The sequence below is a fragment of the Streptomyces sp. NBC_00887 genome (assembly GCF_045207585.1).
This window is the reverse complement of the sequence record NZ_CP108788.1, coordinates 5570295-5590317: the sequence shown is the minus strand read 5'-3', so window position 1 is coordinate 5590317 and position 20023 is coordinate 5570295. Positions and strand designations below refer to the sequence as shown.

Here is a 20023-nt window from a genome sequence, read left to right as displayed (position 1 = left end):
CCTGTCTGCCCAGTCTGTATACCCCTGCCGGGTATATCGTAGCGAATCCAGCCGAAACGTGACCGGGGGGCCGTGCTGATCACTGTGCCCGATGCGCGACACTGAATAACGCCGGTTAGCCGTGGCCGGATGATGCGCCTAGCATCAGCCTGACCGAATCCAAAGCACCCCGAGGACCCCACGTGCGCTTTCGTCTGACCCCCAGGGAGACGAGCTTCTACGACATGTTTTCCGCATCCGCGGACAACATCGTCACGGGCTCGAAACTCCTGATGGAACTGCTCGGGGCGGATTCTGCCTCCCGAGTCGAGATCGCGGAGCGTATGCGGGCAGCGGAGCACGCGGGGGACGATGCCACCCACGCGATCTTCCACCAGCTGAACTCCTCCTTCATCACGCCGTTCGACCGCGAGGACATCTACAACCTCGCGTCGTCGCTCGACGACATCATGGACTTCATGGAGGAGGCCGTCGACCTGGTCGTGCTGTACCAGGTGGACGAGCTCCCCAAGGGTGTCGAGCAGCAGATCGAGGTGCTGGCCCGCGCTGCGGAGCTGACCGCCGAGGCCATGCCGAGCCTGCGGACCATGCAGAACCTCACCGAGTACTGGATCGAGGTCAACCGTCTCGAGAACCAGGCTGACCAGATCCACCGCAAGCTGCTCGCCCAGCTCTTCAACGGCAAGTACGACGCCATGGAAGTGCTGAAGCTCAAGCAGATCGTGGATGTGCTGGAAGAGGCCGCTGACGCGTTCGAGCACGTTGCGAACACCGTGGAGACCATCGCGGTCAAGGAGTCCTGAACCTCGTGGACACCTTTGCGCTGATCGTGACCATCGGCGTCGCGCTCGGCTTCACGTATACGAACGGCTTCCACGACTCGGCGAACGCCATCGCCACCTCGGTCTCCACCCGGGCGCTGACCCCGCGTGCGGCTCTGGCGATGGCCGCTGTGATGAACCTCGCCGGTGCCTTCCTGGGCCAGGGGGTCGCCAAGACCGTCAGCGAAGGGATCATCGCCACGCCCGAGGGGCAGAAGGGGATGGGAATCCTCTTCGCGGCGCTGGTCGGCGCGATCATCTGGAACCTCATCACCTGGTACTACGGTCTGCCGTCCTCGTCCTCGCACGCCCTGTTCGGCGGCATGGTCGGCGCGGCGTTGGCCGGCGGGACGATGGTGCACTGGGACGGCGTCCTCGACAAGATCGTCATCCCGATGTTCCTCTCGCCGATCATCGGTCTGGTCGTGGGCTATCTGGTGATGGTCGCGATCATGTGGATGTTCCGGAAGTCCAACCCCCACAAGGCCAAGCGCGGCTTCCGTATCGCGCAGACGGTCTCGGCGGCGGGCATGGCGCTCGGGCACGGCCTCCAGGACGCGCAGAAGACGATGGGCATCGTCGTGATGGCGCTGGTCATCGCCGATGTCGAGGGACCCAACGACGAGATCCCGGTCTGGGTGAAGATCGCCTGTGCGCTGATGCTCTCGCTCGGTACGTACGCGGGCGGCTGGCGCATCATGCGTACGCTCGGCCGGAAGATCATCGAGCTGGACCCGCCGCAGGGCTTCGCGGCGGAGACCACGGGTGCGTCGATCATGTTCGGCTCGGCGTTCCTGTTCCACGCACCGATCTCCACGACGCATGTGATCACCTCGGCGATCATGGGTGTGGGCGCCACCAAGCGGGTGAACGCCGTGCGGTGGGGCGTGGCCAAGAACATCATCCTGGGATGGTTCATCACCATGCCGGCCGCGGCGCTGGTCGCCGCGCTGAGCTACGGCGTCGTGGCCCTGCTCTTCGGGTGACGGCCTGAGGGCCGAACCGCGATGACGGCGAGTACCGGGTGACCGTGTGGCATGGGTCCGCCCCCGCTCCGATCGGAAGATCGGGAGCGGGGGCGGACCCTTTGCCTTGTGGTGGCACCGCCATGCAGCACCCCAAGGCCGTCTGTGGTTATCCGAAGCGGCCCGAGATGTAGTCCTCGGTCGCCTGGACCGACGGGTTGGAGAAGATCCGCTCCGTCTCGTCGATCTCGATCAGCCGGCCGGGCTTGCCCACCGCGGAGAGGTTGAAGAACGCCGTACGGTCCGAGACGCGCGCCGCCTGCTGCATGTTGTGCGTCACGATGACGATCGTGAAGCGCTCCTTCAGCTCACCGACCAGGTCCTCGATCGCGAGGGTCGAGATCGGGTCGAGCGCCGAGCACGGCTCGTCCATCAGCAGCACGTCCGGCTCGACCGCGATGGCGCGGGCGATGCACAGGCGCTGCTGCTGGCCGCCGGAGAGGCCGGAGCCGGGCTTGTTCAGGCGGTCCTTGACCTCGTTCCAGAGGTTGGCGCCCCGCAGGGACTTCTCGACGACGTCCGACAGCTGGTTCTTGCGGTACGAGCCGTTCAGCTTCAGGCCCGCGGCGACGTTGTCGAAGATCGACATGGTCGGGAACGGGTTCGGGCGCTGGAAGACCATGCCGACGGTGCGGCGCACGGTGACCGGGTCGACCCCGGGGCCGTACAGGTTCTCGTCGTCCAGCAGCACCTTGCCCTCGACGCGGCCGCCGGGGGTGACCTCGTGCATGCGGTTCAGGGTGCGCAGGAAGGTGGACTTGCCGCAGCCGGACGGGCCGATGAAGGCGGTCACGGAGCGGGGCTCCACGGTCATCGAGATGTCCTCGATCGCCTTGTGGGAGCCGTAGTAGGCGGTGAGTCCGCCGATGTCGATTCGCTTGGCCATGGAAATCACTGCTTCTTTCGGAGGTCGCTGCGGGGCCGCGTCAGCGACCGGTCTTCGGGGCCTTCCAGCGGGCGATACCGCGCGCCGCCAGATTGAGGATCATGACGAAGGCGATCAGGACCAGGGCTGCGGCCCAGGCGCGGTCGTAGGACGCGGCCTCGCCGACCTTGTACTGCTCGTAGATGTAGAACGGCAGCGAGGACTGGGCGCCTTCGAAGGGGTTCGTGTTGATCAGCTGGCTGCCGAAGACGAGCAGGATGATCGGTGCCGTCTCTCCCGCGATACGTGCGATGGCGAGCATGACGCCCGTGGTGATGCCGCCGATCGCTGTGGGGAGGACCACCTTCAGGATGGTGCGCCACTTGGGGATGCCCAGGGCGAGGGAGGCCTCGCGGAGCTCGTTCGGGACGAGCTTGAGCATCTCCTCCGTGGAGCGGACCACGACCGGGATCATCAGGATCGTCAGGGCCAGCGCGCCCATCAGGCCGGACGGCTCGATGTTCGCGATCAGCATGATCGACAGGATGAAGAGACCGGCGACGATCGACGGGATCCCGGTCATCACGTCGACGAAGAAGGTCACGGACCTGGCGAGCGCGCCCTTGCCGTACTCGACGAGGTAGACGGCGGTCAGCAGTCCGAGCGGGGCGGAGATCACCGTGGCGATGCCGACCTGCTCCAGGGTGCCGATCAGCGCGTGGTAGACGCCGCCGCTGTCCTCCGAGCCGAGGACTCCGGCCATGGAGTGGGTCAGGAAGTATCCGTCGAGGCGCTCGGAGCCGCGGCTGATGGTGGTCCACAGCAGCGAGGCGAGCGGGACGACGGCGACGACGAAGCACACCCAGACGATGCTGGTGGCGAGGCGGTCCTTGGCCTGACGCTTGTTCTCGACCGCGGTGGTCACGACGTAGGAGACGGCCAGGAAGAGCAGGGCGGAGATCAGGCCCCACTGCACCCGGCTGTGCCAGCCGGCGGCGACGCTGATGCCGACGCCGAGCGCGATCGCGACGGCGGCGAATCCGAGCGGCGCCCACCGCGGGAGGCTGCGGCTGCTGAGGCTGCCCTTGCGGTGGTCCGGCGAGGTCCGCGGACGCTTGTCCTGGACGTCGGTGGTGGTGGCGTGGCTCATGCGTTGGCCCCCGAGTACTCCTTGCGGCGGGCGATGATGAGCCGGGCCGCGCCGTTGACCAGCAGGGTGAGGACGAAGAGGACGAGGCCCGAGGCGATCAGGGCGTCGCGCCCGAATTCGTCGGCCTCGCCGAACTTGGCCGCGATGTTCTGCGCGAAGGTCCCGCCGCCCGGATTGAGCACGTGCAGCGAGATGAGGAAGCTCGGCGACAGGACCGTGGCGACGGCCATCGTCTCGCCGAGCGCCCGGCCCAGGCCCAGCATCGAGGCGGAGATGATCCCGGAGCGGCCGAAGGGCAGTACCGAGAGGCGGATGACCTCCCAGCGGGTGGCTCCGAGTGCGAGGGCCGCTTCCTCGTTCATCTTCGGGACCTGGAGGAAGACCTCGCGGCTGACGCTGGTCACGATCGGCAGGATCATGATCGCGAGCAGGATGCCGACGGTGAAGAGCGAGCGGGCGACGCCGATCTCGGTCTTCTCGAAGAGGTACGTCCAGCCGAAGAACTGGTCGAGCCAGAGGTTCAGGCCCTCCAGGTACGGCACGAGGACGAGCGCGCCCCAGATGCCGTAGACGATGCTGGGCACGGCGGCGAGCAGGTCGATGACGTAGGCGATCGGCGCCGCCAGCCTGCGCGGCGCGTAGTGCGAGATGAAGAGGGCGATGCCGACAGCGATCGGAACCGCGATGAGCATCGCGATGATCGAGCTGACGACCGTGCCGAAGAGGAGGACCGCGATGCCGAAGACCGGCGGGTCGCCGGCCGGGTTCCAGTCGAGGGTCGTGAGGAAGTTGCCCTCGTCCTTCGATATCGCGATGACGGCGCGGTAGGTGAGGAACACGGCGATCGACGCCATGATCACGAGCAGCAGGATGCCCGAGCCCCGCGAGAGGCCCAGGAAGATCTTGTCGCCGGCGCGCCCGGTGGTCCTGGGGCGGCCGCGCGTTGCCGGCGGAGCCGGTGGGATGTCGAGCGGTGTCGTGGAAGCCATGGTCTTTCCGGTCTGTGTGGGGGAGCGGCGGCTCCCCTGGCGGCGGTGCACCGGATGGGGCTGGTGGCGGGCCGGTCCGGAGGAGTGCGCCGGACCGGCCCGCCGTCGTGCGCGGTACGGGTTACGAGAGGGCGGCGACCGTCTCGCGGACCTTGGCGTTGATCTCCGCGGGGATCGGCGCGTAGCCGGCCTCGGAGAGGACCTTCTGGCCGTCCTCGGAGGCGGCGTAGGTCAGGAAGGACTTGACCGTGCCGAGGGTCTCGGCCTTGTTGCCGGTGTCGCAGACGACCTCGTACGTCACCAGGACCAGCGGGTACGCGCCCTCGGCCTTGGTCGTGTAGTCGAGGTCGAGCGCCAGGTCCTTGCCGGTGCCCTTGACCTTGGCTGCGGCGATGGCCTTGGAGGCGTTCTCCGAGGTGGCCTCGACCGGGGCGGCGCCACCGGTGTTGATGTCCACGGTGGTGATGTCCTGCGAGGCGGCGTAGGAGAGCTCGAAGTAGCCGATGGAGCCGTCGACCTGCTTGACCTGGGTGGCGACACCGGAGGAGCCGGAGGCGGCCTGGCCACCGGGCGCGGGCCACTTCTTCTCGGCCTCGTACTTCCAGTCACTCGGGGCCGCGGCGTTCAGGTACTTGCCGAGGTTCTGCGTGGTGCCGGAGTCCTCGGAGCGGTGGAAGGGCTGGATGGCCTTGTCGGGCAGCTTGACGCCGTCGTTGAGCTTGGCGATCGCCGGGTCGTTCCACTTCTTGATCTTGGTGTCGAAGATCTTGGCGAGCGTGGGGGCGTCCAGCGTGAGCTTGTCGACGCCCTCGACGTGGAAGCCGATCGCGATGGGGCCGCCGACCATGGGGAGGTTGATGCCCTGGCCGGTCTTGCAGATCTTCTTCGACTCGGCGACCTCTTCGGGCTTCAGGGCCGAGTCCGAGCCGGCGAAGCCGACGGTGCCCTGGTTGAAGGCCACGATGCCCTCGCCGGAGGAGGAGGAGTTGTAGTTGACCTCCACACCCGAGCAGGCCGCCATGTAGTTCTTGACCCAGAGGTCCATGGCGTTCTTCTGGGCGCTCGACCCGGAGGCGCGCAGCTGGCCCTCGGCGCCGTCACACTTGATGTTCGACGCGGCGGCGCTGGTCTTGGTGCCGCCGTTCGCGTCGGCACCGGTGTTGTCGTCCGAACCGCACGCCGTGAGGACCAGGGCGCCGGAGACGGCGAGGGCACCGAGCGCGGTGGCACGAAGCCGGTTCTTGCGCTGAAGCTTCACTTTCGGGGTGTTCCTTCCAGGAGCCGCCGCGGCTGGTGGTGCGAGGCGGCGTGCGATGAGGAATGGTGCGTGGCTTGGCGCCGTGCACCGTGTACGTCCGAAATTAGGCAGAACAGGTGAAGCGCCCTACGGGGCAGAGTGAACGGAAGGTGAACCGTGCCGGGCGGGCTGGTTCCGGTGCTGAAGGCCCGGCGGGGCGGTGCCCTCGCCGCCGGACCGGTGCCCCGGGCCGGGACGCGCGGCCCCGCCCGAGGGCAGCTCGGACAGCTCGCCGTCAGGCGGTGGGCGTCTCCAGGAACGCGTCCAGCTGATCGCGGTCGCGGGGGCGGGTGAGGCGGTTGCGGGCGGCCGTCGGCGAGAGCCAGATCAGCCGGTCCACCTCGTCGTTGGGTACGAACGTGCCGCCGGCCGCCTCGGCCGCCCAGTAGGTGACCTCTTTCGGACGCCCGTTCACCAGGTACCGGGACGTGGGCAGCCGGGGGCCCGGGGTGCAGTGGTGGCCCGTCTCCTCCAGGACCTCGCGCAGGGCGCCCTCCAGCGCGGTCTCGCCGCGCTTCAGCTTCCCCTTCGGGTAGGACCAGTCGTCGTAGCGGGGCCGGTGGACCAGGCAGATCTCCAGTCCTCCGTCGTACGGGGACCGGCGCCACAGCACGCAGCCCGCGGCCAGAACGGGGCCGTCGGCGGGGCTGCCGGGGTGGTGGCTCACGATGTCGTCACGGCAGCTGTCGCGTACGGCCAGGTCTCCCGGAACACGCTGCGGGCCGCCTCCACCTCGTGCCGCTGGTCGGCGTGGAGCACCCCCAGGGCGTACGCCGTCGCCGGGGCGATCCGCGGGGTGCGGGCCGCGGCTGCCGCGGCTGCGGCGGCCTCCGCCGCGTCCCGGTGCAGGTCGAGAGCGTGCCCCGCCCCGGCCAGGACCGGATCGGGGGCGCCCTGGACCACCTCGTGGGCGTACCGGTGCAGCCTCAGCAGCAGGCGGGCCTGGTGCCAGAGCGCGTCCTGCGCGTCGTTGTACGGCTCCGTCGTCTCGTCGGGCGGCAGCGCGGCCACCGCACCGAGCATCCGCTGCTCGGCCCGCTCGGCGGGGCCGTTCAGCACGTCGGCGGCCGGGGCCGTGGCGGCGGGGGCCAGGGGGACCTCGGAGGCGAGGAGCGCGACGGCGTCGGCGACCGCGTGGAAGCGGGAGGAGCCGAGCGCCTGGAGCGCCGCAGAGTGGGCGCGGGTCCTGGCGAGGGTCAGCCGGCGTTCGAGGAGGGCCCCGGCCCGCGCCGCACCGACGCCGAGCGCTGCTCGCTCCTTGTCGCGGGTGTCGCCGGGGTCACCGTCGGCTGCGGGGGTTGCCGCCCGCGCTGCCGGAAGCGAGGCGCCCGAGAGCTGGTGGAGTGCCTCCAGCAGCCGGGCCAGCCGGGTGGCGTACCCGTGTTCGCGGGCCAGCGTGCCGGAGAGCCAGGCCAGTTCCGTGCGGAGCTGGTCGGCCCAGACCGGGTCGAGCACGCCCCGGAAGGTGTGCAGTGTGCCGCTGATGCGGCGTGCGGAGCGGCGCAGCGAACCGGCGGCCTTCTCGGCCCCTTGCGTGCCGGCGTCCGTCGGGGCGCCGTGCTCGCGGTGCAGGCGCAGGCTCCGCAGGAAGTCGGCGGCCTGTTCCCGCAGGTAGGGGGCGAGGACGGCCTCGGCGGGGAGGTCCGGTGCCTGCGTCGTCGTCAGGTGGTCAGGGCGTCGCACGCCGGCGCCTCCGTGCGTCGATGAGCATCTCTTGTACGTGCCGCAGAGGCTGGCCGTCCGCGTCCGAGGCGTGCCGGGTCCAGTTTCCGTCGGGACCCAGGTGCCAGGAGGACGTGGTGTCGGACATGCCTGTCTCGAGGAGCCTCGAGAGGGCGGCGCGATGCGCGGGGTCGGTGACCCGGACCAGTGCTTCGATCCGGCGGTCGAGGTTGCGGTGCATCATGTCGGCGCTGCCGAACCAGACTTCGGGCTCGCCGCCGTTGCCGAAGGCGAAGACCCGGGAGTGTTCGAGGAAGCGGCCCAGTATCGAGCGGACCCGGACGTTTTCGGAGAGCCCGCTGACGCCGGGGCGGATCGCGCAGATGCCGCGTACCCAGATGTCGACCGTCACGCCGGCCTGCCCGGCCCGGTAGCAGGCGTCGATGATCGCTTCGTCGACCATCGAGTTGACCTTGATGCGGACGTAGGCGGAGCGGCCCGCGCGGTGGTGGGTGATCTCCTTGTTGATGCGGGCGATCAGTCCGTCACGCAGGGACTTCGGGGCGACCAGCAGCCGGCGGTAGGTCTCGCGGCGTGAGTAGCCGGAGAGCCGGTTGAAGAGGTCGGAGAGGTCCGCGCCGACCTGCGGGTCGGCGGTGAGCAGGCCGAGGTCCTCGTACAGCCTGGCGGTCTTGGGGTGGTAGTTGCCGGTGCCGACGTGGGAGTAGCGGCGCAGCGTGTCGCCCTCCTGGCGTACGACGAGCGACAGCTTGCAGTGGGTCTTGAGGCCGACGAGGCCGTAGACGACGTGGCAGCCGGCCTCCTCCAGCTTGCGGGCCCACTTGATGTTGGCCTGTTCGTCGAAGCGGGCCTTGATCTCGACGAGCACGAGGACCTGCTTGCCGGACTCGGCGGCGTCGATCAGGGCGTCCACTATCGGGGAGTCGCCCGAGGTCCGGTAGAGGGTCTGCTTGATCGCGAGGACGTCCGGGTCGCCCGCCGCCTGTTCCAGGAAGGCCTGGACGGACGTGGAGAACGAGTCGTACGGGTGGTGCAGCAGTACGTCGCGTTCCCGCAGGGCGGCGAAGATGTCGGGCGCGGAGGCGGACTCGACCTCGGCGAGATCGCGGTGGGTGCCCGCGATGAACTTGGGGAACTTCAGTTCCGGCCGGTCCAGGGAGGCTATGCCGAACAGTCCGGTGAGGTCGAGCGGGCCGGGCAGCGGGTAGAGCTCGGTCTCGGAGATCTTCAGCTCGCGTACGAGCAGGTCCAGCACGTACGGGTCGATGGACTCCTCGACCTCCAGGCGGACCGGCGGGCCGAAGCGGCGCCGCATGAGCTCCTTCTCCAGGGCCTGGAGGAGGTTCTCGGCGTCGTCCTCCTCGACCTCCAGGTCCTCGTTCCTGGTGACCCGGAACATGTGGTGGGCGAGGACCTCCATGCCGGGGAAGAGCTCTTCGAGGTGGGCCGCGATGATGTCCTCGATGGGGACGTAGCGCTGCGGCGACGCCTCCAGGAAGCGGGTGAGCAGCGGCGGCACCTTGACGCGGGCGAAGTGGCGGTGGCCGCTGACCGGGTTGCGTACGACGACGGCGAGGTTGAGCGAGAGGCCGGAGATGTACGGGAAGGGGTGCGCCGGGTCGACGGCCAGCGGGGTCAGGACGGGGAAGACGCGCTGCCGGAAGAAGGTGAACAGGCGGGCCTGCTCCTTCTCGGTCAGCTCGGGCCAGCGGATGAGCTGGATGCCCTCGTCGGAGAGCGCGGGCGCGATGTCCTGCTGGTAGCAGGCGGCGTGCCGGGCCATGAGCTCGCGCGAGCGGGTCCAGATCAGGTCGAGGACCTCGCGGGGCTGGAGCCCGGACGCGGAACGGGTGGCGACGCCGGTGGCGATGCGGCGCTTGAGCCCGGCCACCCGGACCATGAAGAACTCGTCCAGGTTCGAGGCGAAGATGGCGAGGAAATTAGCCCGTTCGAGGAGGGGCGTGGCGGGATCCTCCGCCAGTTCCAGCACTCGTTCGTTGAACGCGAGCCAACTGCGCTCCCGGTCGAGGAACCGGCCCTGCGGCAGCTCGTCACCGTCCGTGTCCGGCTCGTACGCGTCGGCGTCGTTGTCCAGATCGGGGTCCAGGTCAGCGGCTGTGGACAGACCGGCGGGCGCGGACGACGAGCCGGCGACGGCATTCGGCCGGTGCGCGGCGAGGGAGCCGACCGACGGCTGGGCGGGCTGGACGGGGACCTCGGAGCTGGGCTGCTGGCTCATGGACCTATTCTTCCGTGCCTTCGGCTCCAGGGGCGCGTCGGAGCCGTTAAAGATCACGGAAGATGCGGGAGAGGCCGGAGAACCGGGGTCGCTCCCGTTGCGGGGGGTGGGCAGAGCTGGCTGCATCCCGTGAGGGTCGCAAGCGTGTCTGAATGGCTGGTAACGGCGACATGACATGCAGGAAGCGGTGTGACTGCGAGGGTGTCCCCGTTCACCGTATGCGTTCTCCCTGTCCGGGCTCCCCCGGGCCCGGACAGGGAGGTCTCTCAGCCGTGGCGGCGGCGCAGTACGCGGAAGGCGAGTGCGAGGGCCACGGCGGCGAGGGCGAGGAGGATGCCGGTCTCGACGAGCTGGAGGGGCCAGAGGTGCGAGGCGGGGTGGTAGTCGACGAACATGCCGGTGACGTCGCGCTCGGCCAGACACCTGGTCACCCGGGCCTCCTCGGCCTGCGGCCAGCACACGTCGAGCGGCAGCCGCTCACCACTGCTGGTGACACGGCCGACGTCGACGACCCACGCGGTGTCGGGAACGCCTGAGTTCCCCTCGGTGGGGCTGATCCTGGTCTCCTGGGGCCAGAGGCCGCTGCGGAGGCTCACGAGTGTGGCCATCACCGTGCCCATGACGAGTGCGGCCACCGACATCGCGGCCACGGTGCGGCGTACCAGCAGGCCGGTGAGCGCGCCCACCGCGATGCCGAGCAGGGTGTAGCCGAGGACCACGGGCAGCGTCGCGACGAAGACCGGGGCGTCGAACCAGTCGACCGTGAACGCGTCGGCCGTCCGCGTCTGTGCCCAGGAGAGGGTGGCGGACAGTACGGTCACACCGGTGACGAGCAGCACGGCGGGTGCGGCGAGCTTGGCCGCCAGCCATCGGGTGGGCGTCACGGACTGGGTCCACGCCATGCGGTAGGTACCGCTCTCCAGCTCCCTGGCGATCACGGGACCGGCGAAGAACGCGCCCACGGCCGCGGGAAGGACCATCAGGGCCAGTTGCGCGTACATGAGCAGGGTGCTGTACAGGGACATCGACCCGTTGAAGTCCACGATCCGCTGGTCGCACGCGGGGCCGTGGACGCCTGAGGCCTTGCAGGTACCCGCCGCGAAGGTGTCGATGAGGTGGGACGTCCGCAGCGCGAAGCCGATCAGCACGATGATTCCGGCCACGGCGACCAGACCCGCGATCTGCAGGGTGCGCCGGTGCTGGCGTACGGCCACGCGGGCGGGGCCGCGCAGGAGGGCGAGGGTGCTCATGCGGCGGCCTCCGCCTTGCTCGGCCCGCCGCACGCGCTCGGAGTGAGCAGCGGCGGGGCCTCCGGCGAGCGGAGATGGGCCAGCAGGAGCTCCTCCAGCGAAGGCTCCGTGACGTCCCAGGCGGCGAGGTCCACCGGGCCCTCCTTCCGTACGAGTGCGGTGAGCTGACGCCCCGTCGTGCGGGACTCGACGACGGTGTGCGGGGCGAGGTCGCGGACCTGGCCGGTGAGTACGGCGTGCGCGGCGACGATGTCCTCGCTCTCGCCGCCGAGCCGGACCGTGCCGCCGTCGACGAGCAGGAGGTAGTCGCAGGCGCCCTCCAGCTCGGTGAGGATGTGCGACGACATCACGATGGTGGTGGCGTGCTCGGCGGCCTCGGCCATCAGGACGCCCATCAGCTGGTGCCGGGCGAGCGGGTCGAGGTCGGCCATCGGCTCGTCCAGCAGCATCAGTTCGGGCCGCTTGCCCAGCGCGAGGGCGAGGGCGAGCCGGGTGCGCTGCCCGCCGGAGAGCGTGCGGACCTTCGCGTCCTGCGGGAGCGGTCCGGCTATCCGTTCGGCGGCCGCGCCGTCCCAGGTCGAGGGGTTGAGCTCCCGGCCGGCCCACAGGGTGTCGGCCACGGTGAACTGCGGGTACAGGGGCTTGTCCTGGGACACGTACGCGATGCGCGGCCGGGCCTCGGCGGGGGTGGCGGAGCCGAGGACCCGCACCGTTCCCTCGGTGGGCCGGAGCAGGCCCGCCGCGAGGGTGAGCAGGGTGGATTTCCCGGCACCGTTGGGCCCGACGAGGGCGCACACCCGTCCGGCGGGCAGCCGGAACGTGCAGTCGCGCAGCGCCCACCCGGCCTTTCGCCCGTACTTCATACCGAGGCCGGTCGCCTCGATCGCGGCGCCTGTCATGAGTCCTGGTCCCCCTTGAATGTGCTGTCCAGTACGGCGGTGAAGAGAGCGCTCACGTCGTCCTTGTCCAGTCCCGCGGTGCGGGCTCTGCGGGCCCAGTCGGCGAGTTCGGCCCGCAGTGGTGCGTCGCCCGCGGCCGCGGCGCTGCCGAGGGTCCGGCGGACGAAGGTGCCGAGGCCGCGACGGGCCTCGACGAGGCCTTCGCGCTCGAGTTCGCGGTAGGCCTTCAGGACGGTGTTGGGGTTGATGGCTGTCGCCTCGACGACCTCGCGGGCCGTGGGCAGCCGGTCGCCGGGTTCCAGCACGCCCAGACGCAGGGCCTGTTTGGTCTGCTGCACGATCTGCAGGTAGGTGGCGACGCCGCTGCGCCGGTCGATGCGGTACTCGACCGCTGCGGACTCTGCCATCTTCACCACCCTTTCACTAATTGAGTAGTGAAAGGGTGTCGCAAAGAAGGGGCGGCGTCAAGCGACGCCGCCCCGAAGGCTCGTGAGGGTGCTGCCCGGGTGTCAGGACTCCGTGCGGTACATCAGGTCGACCTCGTGCGTGGCGAAGCCCATCCGCTCGTACACCGACAGGGCCGCCGGGTTGTCGGCGTCGACGTAGAGCATCGCGTTCGGCAGTCCCTGCGCCGCGAGGTGGCGCAGGCCGATCGCGGTGAGCGCCTTGCCGAGGCCGCCGCCCTGGGCCTCGGGCAGGATGCCGACGACGTACACCTCGCCGAGCTGCTCCTCGGCGTGCACCTTCGTCCAGTGGAAGCCGATGATCTCGCCGTCCCGCTCGGCGAGGAAGAAGCCCTTCGGGTCGAACCACGGCGAGGCCTTGCGGTCGTCCAGGTCCCGCTGGGAGAGGGAGCCCTGCTCGGGGTGGTGGGCGAAGGCCGCGTGGTTGACGGCGAGCCAGGCCGTGTCGTCCTGGCCCGGCACGAAGGTGCGGACGGTGACGCCCGGGGGCAGGGCCGGCTCGGGGATGTCGATCGACTCCAGGGGCCGGCGGAGCTGGCGCAGCTCCCGGAAGAGGGAGAGGCCGAGGACCTGGGCGAGGTGCCGGGCCGCCGACTTGCCGCCGTGCGCCCATACCCGCAGCCGCTTCCCGGTCGCAGCGAGGAGGGCGGCGCCGAGGGCCCGGCCGTGCCCGTGGCCGCGGTGGGCGGGGTGGACGACGAGCTCGGCGGCGGGGGCCTCCACCGGGTCGGTGTCCTCCAGTTGCGCGTACCCGGCGAGCGTCCCGTCGGCGGTGAGCAGGAAGTGCCGGACGCCCTCGCGGTGCCCGCCCCGGAGCTGGAGCCGCCCCTGCTCGGAGACCGCCTCCCTGCCGTCGGTGCCGGCCGCCTCGCCGAGGAGGGCCAGGACGGCGTCGGCCTGCTCGGAGGTGAGCGCGTCGAGGGTCTCGATCGCACGGCCGGGGGCGGGGAGGGGTACGTCAGTCGTCATGGGTACGAGCGTACGACGGAGGGGTGGGGCGTTCCATGCCGTCGCGACCGGTCGTGGCCGTTGTGACTGACGGGGCCGCCCCGTGAAGGGGTGCCCCGCCCGGTACCGCGTGAGTGGGTGTCAGTCGGCTTCCACTTCCTCGAAGCCGGGGGTGTTGTAGCCGGCCGGGCCGGTCGTGATCCGCAGCGTCCGGTAGCCGCCGTCGCCCCCGTTGGCGTGCTTGTTCCAGTACTGGCACGTGTAGCCGGTGTCGGACTCCCAGTCCACCGCCTTCGCGACGGGGAGCTCCTCACAGGCGAGTCTGCTGGCGTCGTCGCGCCCCGATTCGGCCCCGTACCGCTCGTAGAGCAAGTCGTACATGACCTTCGCCACCAGCACGACCTTTTGGGGTGTGGTGGTGTACGAGGTGATCATGCTGCCCTTGGTGTACGAGTCGCTGATCTTCACCTCGTAGGGGATCTCGGCCCCCGCGTACGTCACGGTGCACTGGGTGACCGCCCCGGCCTTCTGGGTCACGCCGCCCGGGCACGTGGCACTGGTCTCGCCCGGCACCTTCACGTCGAGGAGGACGGCCTCGCGCAGCCTGTGCTCCACCTGCTCGGTGAGCGGTGCGCCGGGCTTGGGAGCCGGGGTGACCTTGATGTTGTCGTCGCCACGCTTGCGTACGTCTTTCTGCGGGCCGTCGACAGCGACCGGCAGGGCCTTCTGTGCCTTGTCTCCGCCGGAGGCGGAAGAGCTGCCGTCGGAGCCGCAGCCGGCGGTGAGCAGGCCGGCCGCGACCAGACCGACCATAACCTTCGAATTTCTCATGAGCAGACTGTAAGGGCCGTCACTGACACGCCGTATGCAGGGCCGGACGGGCACCGAGGGGCAATGGTGGGTGACTTCAAGGGATATGGCGGGGCGAAAGCGGCGTGCTGCGGTGGCTGAGTCCTCGTGCCGGGCGGACGGACTGATCGACCTGTGGCGCTGCTGTGCAGGAACCGTGACAGTGATACACCGTCAGTGACGATGTGCGATATGGGTGATCTGCCGCTTTCCGGCATGGAAGCAACCAGCTCGTAACCCCGTAACTCTGTCGCGCTACGCGCGTTGACTCTAGGCTGCGGCAGCAGGCTCCAGACCTGTCACACTCACCGACCTCCCGCTGAACTCACAAGGGGACCGATGTCAGCGACTCCGCAGAAGAACCGCGCGTCCAGGCGGGTGCTCGCCGCCGCGGCCGGGCTGGCCACCGTCGGCGCGCTCGTCGCCGCGATGCCGGCCGGCGCCCATGACCGGGGCCACGGCCACGGTCACGACACCCGTACCGTCGATGTCCAGTTGCTCTCCTTCAACGACCTGCACGGCAACCTGGAGCCGCCGGCCGGTTCCGCCGGGTCGGTCAGCGAGAAGCAGGCCGACGGCACCGTGAAGTCGATCCCGGCCGGTGGCGTCGAGTACCTGGCGACCTCGCTGCGCACCGCGCGCAAGGGCCACCCGTACTCCGTCACCGCGGCCGGTGGCGACATGGTGGGCGCGAGCCCGCTGCTCTCCGGGCTCTTCCGCGACGAGCCCACGATCGAGGCGCTCAACGGCCTCGACCTCGACGTGACGGCCGTCGGCAACCACGAGTTCGACGAGGGAGCCACCGAGCTGGCCCGTCTGCAGAACGGCGGCTGCCACCCCGTCGAGGGCTGCTACGAGCAGGGCAAGAAGTTCGAGGGCGCCGACTTCCCGTACCTCGCGGCCAATGTGACGGCCGAGAAGACCGGCAAGCCGATCCTCAAGCCGTACACGGTCTGGAAGAAGAACGGCGTCAGGATCGGCTTCATCGGGGTGACCCTTGAGGGCACGCCGAACATCGTCACGGCCAACGGCGTCAAGGGTCTGAAGTTCCACGACGAGATCGAGACGGTCAACAAGTACGCCAAGGAACTGGACCGCCAGGGCGTCAAGTCCATCGTCGCGCTGATCCACGAGGGCGGGGCCCCGGCCTCCTCCTCGTACAACTACGACTGCGACAGCCCGGGCGCCGGCGACGGCATCTCCGGGCCGATCGTCGACATCGCGAAGGGCATCACGCCGAAGGTCGACGCCCTGGTCACGGGCCACACCCACCAGGCGTACGCGTGCACCGTCCCGGACCCGGCGGGCAACCCGCGCATGGTCACCTCGGCCTCCTCGTTCGGCAAGGTCTACACGGACACGACGCTCACCTACGACCGCCGGACCAAGGACATCGTCCGTACGTCGGTGAAGTCGGCGAAGTCGCAGAACCACGTCGTCACCCGGGACCAGGCCAAGGCCACGGACATGACGGCGCTGATCGCCCGTTGGAACACCATCGCGGCGCCGATCTCCAACCGCCCGCAGGGCTACATCTCCGCCGACATCAACGGCCGCGGCTCCACGGCCCCCGAGAAGCCGCTCGGCAACGTGATCGCGGACGCCCAGCTGGAGGGCCTGGCCCCGGCGGACAAGGGCGGTGCGGTCGTCGCGTTCATGAACCCGGGCGGCATCCGCTCCGACCTCGTGTACGCGGCGTCCGGCAGCGAGGGCGCCGGCGTGGTGACGTACGGCGAGGCGTTCACAGTCCAGCCGTTCACCAACATGATGAACGTCGTCGACCTGACCGGCGCGCAGCTCGTCACCGCGCTCCAGCAGCAGGTCAGCGGCTCCAACGCGGCCTCGCCGAAGATCCTCCAGGTCTCGAAGGGCCTCACCTACACGCTCGACCTCACCAAGTCGGGCGCCGACCGCGTGGTCGCCTCCTCGATCCTGCTGAACGGTGAGGCGATCGACCCGGCGAAGACGTACCGCGTCGCGATGAACGAGTTCCTCGCGGGCGGCGGCGACGGCTTCGCGGCCCTCGGTCAGGGCACGAACAAGCTGGTCGGCCCGTCCGACCTGGACCTGTTCAACGCCTACCTGGCGGCGCACTCCACGGCCACCGCGCCGCTGGCCCCGCCGGCCACGGACCGGATCACGGTCGTCCAGTAGTCAGCAGCAGTGCACGGGAGCGGGGCGGTGGGCCGGAAGGGCCCACCGCCCCGCTCCCGCCGTTTCCGGCGGTGGTTCCGAGAGCAGGCCCTGTTCCCGAATTGAGGTGTACCCGACATAATTTCAGGCCTCCCCCACAGCCGACGGAGGCCTTCCCGCATGAGCCCTTACGCCGCCAGCCGCCGGACCTTCCTCACCGGTGCCCTCGCCGCCACCGCCGGTGTCATCGTCGGGGCGGCGCCCGCCGGGGCAGCCGCCGAGCGGGCCCTCGGTACCCAGGACTGGATGCGCGGCATCGCCGACGCCACCCCGCTGCGACGCCTCACGATCCCGGGAACCCACAACTCGGGGGCGCGCTACGGCGGCCCCTGGACGGCATGCCAGAACACCACGATCGCCGAGCAGCTCAACAGCGGCGTCCGCTTCCTCGACATACGCTGCCGGATCAGCGGCGACGCGTACGCCATCCATCACGGGGCCTCGTACCAGAACCTGAATTTCGACGACGTGCTCGGCGCCTGCCGGGACTTCCTGGCCCAGCGGCCGTCGGAGACCGTACTGATGAGGGTCAAGCAGGAGTACTCGCAGGAGAGCGACGCCGCGTTCCGGCGGATCTTCGACCTCTACCTCGACGCCAAGGGATGGCGCCCGCTCCTGCGCCTGGACCCCGTGCTCCCGGACCTCGGCGGGGCCCGGGGCAAGGTCGTGGTGCTCGCCGACAACGGCGGGCTGCCGGGCGTGCGGTACGCCGACCCGGCGGTCTTCGACATCCAGGACGACTACATGGCCGAGCCGTTCGGCAAGTACCCCAAGATCGAGGCGCAGTTCCGCAAGGCCGCGCTGCAGCCCGGCAAGCTGTTCATGAACTACGTGAGCACCGCCGCCCTGATGCCGCCGCGCTGGAACTCCGACCGGCTCAACCCGCAGGTCCACTCGTTCCTCGACGGGGCGGAGGCGTCGGGCTGGAGCGGGCTCGGCATCGTCCCGCTGGACTACCCGGCGACCCGCTCCGGCCTGGTCGAATCGCTGATCCGGCACAACCCGGCGGCCTGAGGCGCGCTCACAGCTCCGGCGGCGGCTGCGGTGCGCCGGGCAGACGGATCGAGGCCACCGTGCCCTCGCCGCCGGAGGCGGGGCTCAGGATGATCTCGCCGCCCGCCTGCTGGACCGTGCGGGCCACGATGGACAGTCCGAGGCCGGAGCCGGGGAGCTGGCGGGCCGAGGGGGAGCGCCAGAAGCGTTCGAAGACGTGCGGGAGTTCCTCGGCCGGGATGCCGGGGCCGTGGTCCCTCACGGTCAGCTCACCGCGGTGCAGGGCGACCTCGATCGTCCCGCCGGACGGGCTGAACTTCACCGCGTTGTCCAGGACGTTGACGACCGCCCGCTCCAGCGCGGCCGGCTCGGCCCGTACGTACCAGGGGGCCAGCTCGGCGGTGAACGTCAGCTCGGGGCCGCGCAGCCGGGCGCGTTGCAGGGCGGCACGGGTGATGTCGTGCAGGGCGACGACCTGGAGGGGGCCGGGCTCGGCGGCGTCCGGGCGGGAGAGCTCCTGGAGATCGCCGATGAGGGCGGCCAGCTCGGTCATCTGGGCCTTCACCGAGGACATCAGGGCCTTGCGGTCGTCGGGCGGGATGGCCCGGCCGGTCTCGTCGCTCCGGGCGAGCAGCTCGATGTTCGTACGGAGCGAGGTGAGCGGGGTGCGCAGCTCGTGACCGGCGTCCGCGATGAGCTGGGACTGGCGGTCGCGCGAGGTGGCCAGCGAGCTGGTCATCGAGTTGAAGGAGCGGGAGAGCCGGGCGATCTCGTCCTCGCCCTCGACCGGGATCCGGACGGTGAGGTCCTCGGTCTCGGCGACGTGCGCGACGGCGTGCGCGAGGTCGTCCACGGGGCGCAGGCCGGTACGGGCGATCCAGAGCCCGGCCGCGCCGGCGCCGACGACACCGATGCCGGCGACGAGGACCAGCACCCAGGCCAGCGTGGAGAGCGGCGCGGTGACCTCGCTCATGGGGCGGGCGATGGAGACCGCGAGACTCCCGGATTCCGCCCCGGGGCCGCCCCGCACCTCCAGTCGGGAGGTGAAGACCCGCATGTCCGTTCCGTTCTCGGCCGTCGCCGAGTGCAGGGCGTAGGGACGATCCTGATCGGTCACCTCCAGGTCCTCGTCGCTCACCGGCAACTTCGACGTGCCGGGAGCGACGCAGACCGTGCCCTGGGAGTCGATGAGCTGAACCGTCACACCGGTGAAGGGCGGCGGCTCCTGAGAGGTGCCGCCCTTGCAGTACGCGTACAGGTTCATGAGGTAGGGCTGGTCGACCTTGGAACTGCGCAACGATGTGTCCAGCTGCTGTTCCAGCTGTTGACGCGTCACGAACCAGCAGGCAGTGGCCACCGCCGCGACCGCCACCGCGACCGCCGTGGCGACCAGCAGGGCCAGGCGGGAGCGGAGCGGCAGCGTGCGGAGGCGGCGGAGCAGGCCGGTCACGCCTCACCGCCGCCGGACCGCAGCGCGTACCCCACGCCCCGCACCGTGTGGACGAGCCGGGGCTCGCCGCCCGCCTCGGTCTTGCGGCGCAGGTACATCACGTACACGTCCAAGGAGTTGGAGCTGGGTTCGAAGTCGAAACCCCAGACGGCCTTGAGGATCTGCTCACGGGTCAGCACCTGCCGGGGGTGCGCCAGGAACATCTCCAGCAGGGTGAACTCCGTGCGGGTCAGCTCGACCCGGCGGGTGCCCCGGGTGACCTCACGGGTGTTCAGGTCCATCCGGAGGTCGGCGAAGGCCAGCACGTCGTTGTCGGGAACCGCCCCGCCCGCCGCGACCGCGTACGAGCTGCGGCGCAGCAGGGCCCGGATGCGGGCGAAGAGCTCGTCCAGCTCGAAGGGCTTCACGAGGTAGTCGTCCGCGCCCGCGTCGAGGCCGGTGACCCGGTCGCCGACGGTGTCGCGGGCGGTGAGCATCAGGATGGGGGTGGTCGTGCCGGTGGCCCGGATGCGCCGGGCGGCGGTGAGGCCGTCCATGCGGGGCATCTGGATGTCCAGGACGATCAGGTCGGGGGCGTACGACTCCGCCTTGGCGAGGGCGTCGTAACCGTCCACGGCGACCTCGGTGCCGTACCCCTCGAAGGCGAGGCTGCGCTGCAGGGCCTCGCGCACGGCGGGCTCGTCGTCGACGATCAGAACGCGCTGCGGATCGTCTTCGGCGGGGCTCATCGCCACCTCGTCCTCTTCCTTCACGTGACGGTTCCTGTGTGCTGTGCTCTCAGCCTCGCACGGCCGTCGCACGGCGTCGCGCGGCACGGCGCCCGCGGCCGGTGGCGGTGGCCGTGGCGACCTCGGCGGGGCGGGGTGCCGATTCGGCTTCCAGGGCGAGGGGGAGGGCCGGGCCCGACG

Annotated in this window: 18 protein-coding genes; 4 read left to right on the top strand and 14 right to left on the bottom strand. The window is 70.2% G+C overall.

What is annotated here, in order from left to right; translation table 11 throughout:
• Window positions 1–182: 182 nt before the first annotated feature.
• On the top strand, window positions 183–803 hold the full coding sequence (locus tag OG844_RS25565; protein ID WP_329208774.1) for a DUF47 family protein: 621 nt from the start codon (window positions 183–185) through the stop codon (window positions 801–803).
• A gap of 5 nt (window positions 804–808) precedes the next feature.
• Complete coding sequence (locus tag OG844_RS25560; protein ID WP_406393381.1) at window positions 809–1807, top strand: anion permease; 999 nt, start codon at window positions 809–811, stop codon at window positions 1805–1807.
• Between the two features lie 148 nt (window positions 1808–1955).
• Here the strand turns inward: OG844_RS25560 and pstB are convergent, their stop codons facing one another.
• From pstB to OG844_RS25500, 12 genes are all read right to left on the bottom strand, one after another.
• Entirely contained in the window at window positions 1956–2732 is a 777-nt protein-coding gene (gene pstB / locus OG844_RS25555; RefSeq protein WP_356426124.1) for a phosphate ABC transporter ATP-binding protein PstB, read from the bottom strand.
• Window positions 2733–2772: 40 nt separating this feature from the next.
• Window positions 2773–3861 carry a phosphate ABC transporter permease PstA gene (gene pstA, locus OG844_RS25550; RefSeq protein ID WP_406393380.1) on the bottom strand — a complete coding sequence of 363 codons (1089 nt, stop codon included), beginning with the start codon at window positions 3859–3861 and terminating at the stop codon, window positions 2773–2775.
• The gene (gene pstC / locus OG844_RS25545) at window positions 3858–4850 is read right to left on the bottom strand and encodes a phosphate ABC transporter permease subunit PstC (RefSeq protein ID WP_406393379.1); all 993 of its coding nucleotides are present in this window, start codon (window positions 4848–4850) and stop codon (window positions 3858–3860) included. Before pstC ends, pstA begins: the two co-directional genes overlap by 4 nt.
• 121 nt (window positions 4851–4971) lie before the next feature.
• Entirely contained in the window at window positions 4972–6108 is a 1137-nt protein-coding gene (pstS, locus tag OG844_RS25540) for a phosphate ABC transporter substrate-binding protein PstS (RefSeq protein WP_406393378.1), read from the bottom strand.
• A gap of 274 nt (window positions 6109–6382) precedes the next feature.
• On the bottom strand, window positions 6383–6814 hold the full coding sequence (locus OG844_RS25535) for an NUDIX hydrolase (protein ID WP_406393376.1): 432 nt from the start codon (window positions 6812–6814) through the stop codon (window positions 6383–6385).
• Window positions 6811–7830 (bottom strand): CHAD domain-containing protein, encoded by a 1020-nt coding sequence (locus tag OG844_RS25530; protein WP_406393374.1) that lies wholly within the window; start codon window positions 7828–7830, stop codon window positions 6811–6813. The genes OG844_RS25535 and OG844_RS25530 overlap by 4 nt, the downstream gene beginning before the upstream one ends.
• Window positions 7817–10069, bottom strand: a complete 2253-nt coding sequence (locus OG844_RS25525) for an RNA degradosome polyphosphate kinase (RefSeq protein ID WP_406393372.1) — start codon at window positions 10067–10069, stop codon at window positions 7817–7819. The genes OG844_RS25530 and OG844_RS25525 overlap by 14 nt, the downstream gene beginning before the upstream one ends.
• A 266-nt stretch (window positions 10070–10335) precedes the next feature.
• Complete coding sequence (locus OG844_RS25520; RefSeq protein WP_406393371.1) at window positions 10336–11319, bottom strand: hypothetical protein; 984 nt, start codon at window positions 11317–11319, stop codon at window positions 10336–10338.
• Complete coding sequence (locus OG844_RS25515; protein ID WP_406393369.1) at window positions 11316–12218, bottom strand: ABC transporter ATP-binding protein; 903 nt, start codon at window positions 12216–12218, stop codon at window positions 11316–11318. Before OG844_RS25515 ends, OG844_RS25520 begins: the two co-directional genes overlap by 4 nt.
• Window positions 12215–12625 (bottom strand): GntR family transcriptional regulator, encoded by a 411-nt coding sequence (locus OG844_RS25510; protein ID WP_406393368.1) that lies wholly within the window; start codon window positions 12623–12625, stop codon window positions 12215–12217. The genes OG844_RS25515 and OG844_RS25510 overlap by 4 nt, the downstream gene beginning before the upstream one ends.
• 102 nt (window positions 12626–12727) lie before the next feature.
• Complete coding sequence (gene mshD / locus OG844_RS25505) at window positions 12728–13651, bottom strand: mycothiol synthase (RefSeq protein ID WP_406393366.1); 924 nt, start codon at window positions 13649–13651, stop codon at window positions 12728–12730.
• Window positions 13652–13771: 120 nt separating this feature from the next.
• On the bottom strand, window positions 13772–14461 hold the full coding sequence (locus OG844_RS25500) for a hypothetical protein (RefSeq protein ID WP_406393364.1): 690 nt from the start codon (window positions 14459–14461) through the stop codon (window positions 13772–13774).
• Window positions 14462–14818: 357 nt separating this feature from the next.
• On the opposite strand from OG844_RS25500, the gene OG844_RS25495 reads away from it, so the two are divergent.
• Entirely contained in the window at window positions 14819–16633 is a 1815-nt protein-coding gene (locus OG844_RS25495) for a bifunctional metallophosphatase/5'-nucleotidase (protein ID WP_406393362.1), read from the top strand.
• Window positions 16634–16792: 159 nt separating this feature from the next.
• Window positions 16793–17686, top strand: coding sequence for a phosphatidylinositol-specific phospholipase C (locus tag OG844_RS25490; RefSeq protein ID WP_406393360.1), 894 nt, complete (start codon window positions 16793–16795; stop codon window positions 17684–17686).
• Window positions 17687–17693: 7 nt separating this feature from the next.
• Here the strand turns inward: OG844_RS25490 and OG844_RS25485 are convergent, their stop codons facing one another.
• Together OG844_RS25485 and OG844_RS25480 are read right to left on the bottom strand one after the other, a co-directional pair.
• Window positions 17694–19115, bottom strand: coding sequence for a sensor histidine kinase (locus OG844_RS25485; protein WP_406393359.1), 1422 nt, complete (start codon window positions 19113–19115; stop codon window positions 17694–17696).
• The gene (locus OG844_RS25480) at window positions 19112–19843 is read right to left on the bottom strand and encodes a response regulator transcription factor (protein WP_356426187.1); all 732 of its coding nucleotides are present in this window, start codon (window positions 19841–19843) and stop codon (window positions 19112–19114) included. The genes OG844_RS25485 and OG844_RS25480 overlap by 4 nt, the downstream gene beginning before the upstream one ends.
• Window positions 19844–20023 lie beyond the last annotated feature (180 nt).